This is a genomic window from Vibrio sp. OPT46, assembly GCF_015163535.1.
GTDB classification, from domain to species: Bacteria; Pseudomonadota; Gammaproteobacteria; order Enterobacterales; family Vibrionaceae; genus Vibrio; species Vibrio alginolyticus.
Genome location: NZ_JADDYG010000725.1, coordinates 53,851 through 60,353 on the forward strand (window position 1 = coordinate 53,851; position 6,503 = coordinate 60,353).

General features: G+C 42.8%; 7 protein-coding genes. 4 read left to right on the top strand and 3 right to left on the bottom strand.

The annotated features are described in order from the left end of the window. Window positions 1–784 (top strand): DMT family transporter (locus IQR33_RS25920; RefSeq protein WP_193844185.1); only part of this gene is annotated, 784 nt, incomplete at its 5' end. A 43-nt stretch (window positions 785–827) separates the two neighbouring features. Further along, window positions 828–1,442, top strand: a complete 615-nt coding sequence (locus IQR33_RS25925; RefSeq protein WP_158159393.1) for a glutaredoxin domain-containing protein — start codon at window positions 828–830, stop codon at window positions 1,440–1,442. A 127-nt stretch (window positions 1,443–1,569) separates the two neighbouring features. Here the strand turns inward: IQR33_RS25925 and IQR33_RS35335 are convergent, their stop codons facing one another. From IQR33_RS35335 to IQR33_RS25935, 3 genes are all read right to left on the bottom strand, one after another. Further along, window positions 1,570–1,704, bottom strand: coding sequence for a hypothetical protein (locus IQR33_RS35335; protein WP_017635854.1), 135 nt, complete (start codon window positions 1,702–1,704; stop codon window positions 1,570–1,572). A gap of 133 nt (window positions 1,705–1,837) precedes the next feature. Further along, window positions 1,838–2,185 (bottom strand): hypothetical protein, encoded by a 348-nt coding sequence (locus IQR33_RS25930; RefSeq protein ID WP_005375501.1) that lies wholly within the window; start codon window positions 2,183–2,185, stop codon window positions 1,838–1,840. A gap of 176 nt (window positions 2,186–2,361) precedes the next feature. Beyond that, window positions 2,362–3,555 (bottom strand): multidrug effflux MFS transporter, encoded by a 1,194-nt coding sequence (locus IQR33_RS25935; protein WP_017821607.1) that lies wholly within the window; start codon window positions 3,553–3,555, stop codon window positions 2,362–2,364. Between the two features lie 105 nt (window positions 3,556–3,660). On the opposite strand from IQR33_RS25935, the gene IQR33_RS25940 reads away from it, so the two are divergent. After that, window positions 3,661–4,548 (top strand): LysR family transcriptional regulator, encoded by an 888-nt coding sequence (locus IQR33_RS25940; RefSeq protein WP_193837216.1) that lies wholly within the window; start codon window positions 3,661–3,663, stop codon window positions 4,546–4,548. Between the two features lie 183 nt (window positions 4,549–4,731). Beyond that, the coding region (locus IQR33_RS25945; protein ID WP_193844188.1) for a putative bifunctional diguanylate cyclase/phosphodiesterase at window positions 4,732–6,503 on the top strand (1,772 nt) is incomplete at its 3' end.

Below are 6,503 nucleotides of genomic sequence, written 5' to 3' on the forward strand. Positions count from 1 at the left end.
CTCCACCACATTTGCGTTATTCCAATATGCAATCGCCTTATTTGTTATTCTGCCCTACCTACGTACACTTGGGATTAGACGTTCTTTAAGAACCCAACACTTTGGCTGGCATGCATTCCGCATTTTTCTCTCTGTTATCGGGATTCAACTTTGGTTATGGGCTCTCGCTTACCCAGTTCCAATTTGGCAAGGCATTGCACTTCTCATGACCTCTCCGTTATTTGCCACAGTTGGTTCTGGCTTGTTACTCAAAGAGAAAGTAGGTACTGCACGCTGGCTCGCTACATTGACGGGGTTTGTTGGTGCCATGATCATTCTTGAGCCTTGGGCAGACTCATTTACATGGGCGACCCTGCTCCCTGTTGGCGCCGCATTTTTCTGGGCAGCGTATTCATTAATGGTTAAAAAAATGTCGGTAAACGATCCGCCTTCAACCATGGTCGTCTATTTGTTACTGCTGATAACGCCATTTAATATCTTGTTAGCGATACCGACGTTTACTATGCCAGATACGTGGACGATATGGGGTGTGCTTTTAGCCGCAGGTGCACTTACAGCACTCGCTCAGTGGGCTATCGTTAAAGCATATGCAGTAGCAGACGCCTCATTTGTGCAACCATTTGATCACGCCAAACTGCCTTTGAATGTTGTTGCTGGTTGGTTGGTGTTTGGTTGGGTGCCACCTGGTCGTTTATGGTTAGGTGCTGCGATTATTATTGCATCTATTGCGTTTATTACGCATTGGGAAGCGAAAAAGACAAAGTTAGTTGAAAGAAAAATCTAATTTAAAAGTTCTATATTTTCAGGAAAGGAAATGAGGAACCCATATGAGTCAACCAATCAAAATTACACTGTATCGCTGGGCTGGTAGTTGGGGCCCATTCAAAGTCAATATTCCTTGTGGTGAATGTACATTAACCAAGGATATTTTAAAGGATACTTTTGAAAACGAACTAGCCGATGTGCCCGTTGAACTTGAAGTAAAAGATTGGTTATCGCACTGGTGGGAACCATTAAAAGCTGGTGCTTGGCATGCACCCATTATTCTTGTCGAAGGGAAAGTTATCAGTCAAGGAGAAGCATTGAATCGGGGTGTGCTTGTACAGTCTGTTATTGCTGAGTGGGTAAAACGCGATGAGCTAAAAGGCAACATTGTTTATGGTAAAGCAACTTGCCCTTACTGTGTCAAAGCCAAACAATTACTTGACGAGGCTGGCGTTCAGTATGAGTACCATGATGTAGTTAAAGACAGCGCCGCCTTATACCGCATGATTCCTGAAGTAAAAGCCATCATTGGCGAAAAAACACCGGTAACAGTGCCGCAAATCTGGTTAGATGGAAAATATATTGGAGGCGCTGACGATTTAGAAAAGTGGTTATCAGCAAAGGGGCTAGATAAAGTGCCTAACAATGTTGTGGAGATACCAAGCCAATCCGCGTAATTCTAGATTTAAATGTCATCAGTCTTTGAGTAGCGTTTTGCCAATGTTGTGCAATATGTTGGCTACTTACTAACAACAAAACAGAGAAAAGCAAAAAGCCCTGATTTTTCAATCAGGGCTTTTTAAATTATTTCGCCAGTTTTTTAATAACACGAGCAAAAACAGAAGCTTTTTTCTTCTTCGCTTTACCGTAAAGCGCTTTGTGCATCGCGTCTTTTGCAATCATCTGGCCAATATAAGCACCACCAAGTTCGTTACCCATGACCTTCTCCTGAATGTATTGACTTAACTATGTTGTAATTTTACACCACAATTAAATAAAAACAAGACTCCAGTCACATTTATTTTGTAATTAACTTTCAGTTTGATTTTCGTGGATTTCTTGAAATGAGCGTCTATCGCTTAGGTTGTTGGTATGTTTTACCCGCTGCGACGTACGTATCTTTCTGTTTGATTTCAAAGAATGTTTCAAAGAACCACGCAGCAAACTTGATCAAGTGATCGCCTTCATTCATGACGTGCTCTACGTATTCTTGCTCTTCTCCGGACTCATCTTCTTGAGTGGTAATATGGTAAATACGTTTCTCACCATCAACTTCTGCAAGGCCAAACTGACCCGTTAGGGATTGCGCCGCTTGTGCAACTTCTTCTTCCTCACACGCCTTCAAGATTTCAAGTGCCTTTGGCATGCTTTCTTGCTGAGTAATTTCTTTTACCAGTGTTTCAAATTCGTTTTGTTGCATTCTTTCACCTAACGATTAGAGATCGGATAGCCATTGGGCAGAAATGTATTCCAAGCTTGAGAGAAGTATCAAGGTTCGCCCTCTTCCTTTCAAACCAAGTCATTCAGTATACACAACAGGCCAGACTTAATTTAGCTGCGCATTTTAGAAAGCCGACCTTCTGGTTGCAAGTATATTCAGATGGAAGTTTCTGCTTGAACCGTCCCTTCTGGCACTTTACGAAATTGGCTTAGTACAAGAACAAAGCAAGAAAGTAACGCAATAAACAAATAAAACACCCCAAGCTGCTGCTGATTCGTAACCCATGAGTCTACTAAGTACCCACCAAACAAACCTGCTAAACACATTTGAATAGAACCAGATAGCGCAGAAACCGCGCCTGCCTGTTGCTTATGTGGGGAAAGTAGCAAACTGATCGATACCGGGAATGACATTCCTTGAGCAAAACTTAAACACGTGAATGCCGTCAGCAATGAAAATACACTGAAGGGGGTAACCAACAACATGAAGCCTGCAACAGCAACAATCGCGAAACTCATCAGCAAGATTTGCTGAGCTTTGTAACGAGCATTGATCAAGTTCAGCACTAAGCTACCCGTCAGCAAACCAACTGATGGTATGATCATCAAAGAGCCGTAATCTGCCGCCGTTAATCCTAACTCTTGTTGCATTAAAAATGGATACAAGGAGAGAGTAACCAGAGCCGATAAATAACTAAGCCAGTTGTAGCTCGCACTACCAATCACTTGTGTATTCGTTAACAGACGCAAATAGTTCGCGCTTACTTCGCCTACTTTAAATTTTCTCTTCGGATAAGGCAGCGTTTCTGGCAGCACCAATAAACCAAGTGTAAAAATTGCCATTAAGTAAATCAGTACAAACACGAAGACAGCATGCCAACTCAGGTGAAAAGCAATCCAGCCACCAAACAGCGGAGCAATAATTGGCATCACTGAAGCAGTGACTGAAATATAAGATAGCGCTTTGGTTAATTGCATACCGTCATAACTATCACGCAGTACTGACCGACCAAGTACCGAAGCGCTGCCCGCTCCTAGGCCTTGCAGTAACCGTCCCGCTTCAAGGGCAACAATGTTGTCCGAAAACGCGATGCAAATAACCGTACCAACTAGATATACACTTTGCCCCAGAATAAACACCGGCCGACGACCAATCGCATCAGACAATGGGCCGTAAAAAAGCTGAGAGATACCGAAGCCAACGAGAAATAGCGTGACGAGATTCTGAATCGAATGTTGCGGCAAATTCAAGTCATGACCAATCAACGGCAAAGAAGGAAGATAAATACTAACGCCAACTTGGCCTGTGGCAATGATCATCATCGCTAATAACAATGGTGTTTTACGCAAACGTTCCTCCTACTTTGTGACAGATTGATGGCAAACAGTGTATATTTGATACTCAAAGATGATAATCAGCTAAGTTGGAAAGGAATTAATTCCCAAGGAGATACAATGGACTGGATTCAAAGCGTGAAGAGTTATATTCGTGTGGTCGAAGAAGGTAGCTTTAATGCAGCAGCGCGGAAACTCAATACCACCAGCTCAGCTATCAGTAAGCGAGTTCAATGGCTAGAAGATAAAATTGGCGTTCAACTACTCAAACGTACGACCCGCTCAATTAGCCAAACTGAAGCTGGTGCGCTGTTTTATCAACGAGCAAAAAGTCAGCTTGATTCATGGCAATCGGTATTAGATGAAACTCGCTCAGTCAACCAATCACCAGCGGGGTTATTGAAAATTGGCGCGACACTGGCGGTTGGTTCTAAGTTTTTGGTGCATTACCTAGATGATTTTCTTGATAAATATCCAGACATCACACTTCAATTAACAACAACGCTACCAGGCCAATTGCCAGAGCTAAGCTTAGACCTGTTTATTAGCCGGGAATTAGAGCAACTGAACTCTCTAAGTTTCAAAGCTACTGCACTTTTCGAACATAAAGCCCAGTTTTACGCCGCGCCTAGTTACCTAAAGAAATATGGCACACCACAATGCGTTGAGGATCTGACAGAGCATAATGTCCTGATTTGGGGAGAAAAACCCTCACGAGAAATCAAAACAAATCGAGGCAAACGTATCAGCTTGTCCGGTAACTTTGCCACGACCAACCCAGAAGCGCTGTTTCATGGTGCCAAAAGAGGCATGGGTATTTTGATGACGAACAACGTCATGATCAAAGATGATCTCAAATCCAGCGCGTTAGTCCCTATCCTGCCCGATATCACAGCGGATAAAGCCACTGTATATGCCTACTATCCAAAGCTGGATTATCAGCATACCCGAACTAAGCTATTCCTCGATTATCTCAAATCACGATTGGAAGAGGAGAAGCGCGCCTAGCTTAGCGTTTTTATCGTTATAGCTTTAAAAGGTTCAAGCATAAAAACATGAAAATAATGATTTGTTCGTTCACAAAATTTGAAAAATCTGCCTTAGTAACCGATAGTTTATTTGATGCATATCAAATAATAATTCGTCGTGTCTTACACGATATGTTAATAACAACGCTAGGTGAAATGCTCAATGGGTCAGGTACAAATCAGTTTCCACAAAATTGATGAGATATTGAAGCTAAACGGCACGGCTCAGCTAAACCGAGTCACGCTAGATATTCATCAACACTTGCAGAGCCATTGCACTTGCGTTGTAGAAGTTGCGCATCTTCAGCATTCGGCTCATACCATCTCCTTCGCCAGCAATGGAAAAATTACAGACAACCTAAGCTACCACCTTTCAGGCACCCCCTGTGAAAAAGTGGCGAAAGACATTGGCGAACATATTTTCTATCAAGACCAGGTATACAAGCGTTTTCCTGAAGATCAGATGTTTCAAGAAGATGGCATTCAAGCTTACATTGGCCTGCCATTGAAGACACAAAATGGCGAAGTTCTGGGAATTTTACTGTCTACCTTTACCCGAAGCATCCACGCGAAAGAAGCGCAAGATATCCTCGACTTCCACCGATTTTATGCCAATGTCATTATTCATAGCTTACGTGAAAAGTGGGTCAGTGAACGTTCAGATAAGCTTCTTAATCAGCTTAGCTATGAGGTATCGCATGATAACCTAACTGGACTGCTCAACCGTAGCTGTTTAGCTGATACCTTGGAGACATTAACGCAGCAGGCGACTCGCCCATTCAGTTTGGCGTATCTTGATATCGATAATTTCAAATCGATCAATGATATCAACGGAAACTATATCGGCGACCAAATCATTAAGTTCACAGCTAACGCCATTCAACAGAGCTTGTCGTCGCCAAACAATGCGTTCCGTGTTGCAGGAGATGAATTCGCCTTCATCACGTACGACGAAGATCCTGTCGCCGTGTGTCAGGAAGTACTCGACAAAATTGAAAGCGGCTACAGCGACAAATCTAACCGGATTTCTTTCACCGTTAGTATTGGGATTGCGCGTGCCCCAGTACATATGTTGAACAGCGATGAGCTGATTTTGAATGCCAGTCTCGCTCTCAAAGATTGTAAAAAACACCGCGATACACGGATTCAGCATTACGACACACACCTCAGTGCTTTATACCACCGTAGGACACAGCTTATTGAGGCAATGCGAATCCAGCTAAGTACTGATATACAAGACAGCGATGAGTTGTATGTAGTGGTTCAACCGATCGTCGATATCACGAGCGACCGCTGGAATTACTTTGAAATTTTGACTCGTTGGAATAGCAATATCTATGGAAATATCTCTCCAGCGGAGTTCATTGAAGCTGCCGAACAATCAGGCCTGATTATCGAGTTAGGTGAACGGATTATTGAACTCGCGTGTATCGCAAAGCAAGAACTCGAAGCGAACCTAGGCTATAAAGTCAAACTCTCCATCAATTGCTCAGCGTATGAGCTGGTTGATTCCAACCGTTATATTAATCACTTAACCAACATGGTTGAAAAGTATCAGCACGAAGCAAAAGACTTTGTTATAGAGCTCACCGAGACCGTCTTACTCTCACAAAGTGGCCGTGAACAGATGGTACTTAACTCGTTGCGATACTTGGGTTTTAAAGTTGCACTGGATGATTTTGGTACGGGATACTCAAGCTTGAACTATATACACAATTATCCGATTGATAGCATCAAAATCGATGCTACCTTTGTGCAGAACATGCTCTCAAATACAACCTCTGAACAAGTAGTGTTTTTGATAGCGCAATTGGCAGAGCTGCTCGATGTGGATTTAATTGCCGAAGGCGTAGAAGACGATAGAGCACTACAAAAGTTAATTGAAATGGGCTGCCACTACATCCAAGGTTATTTTTACTCTCGTCCACACAGTGT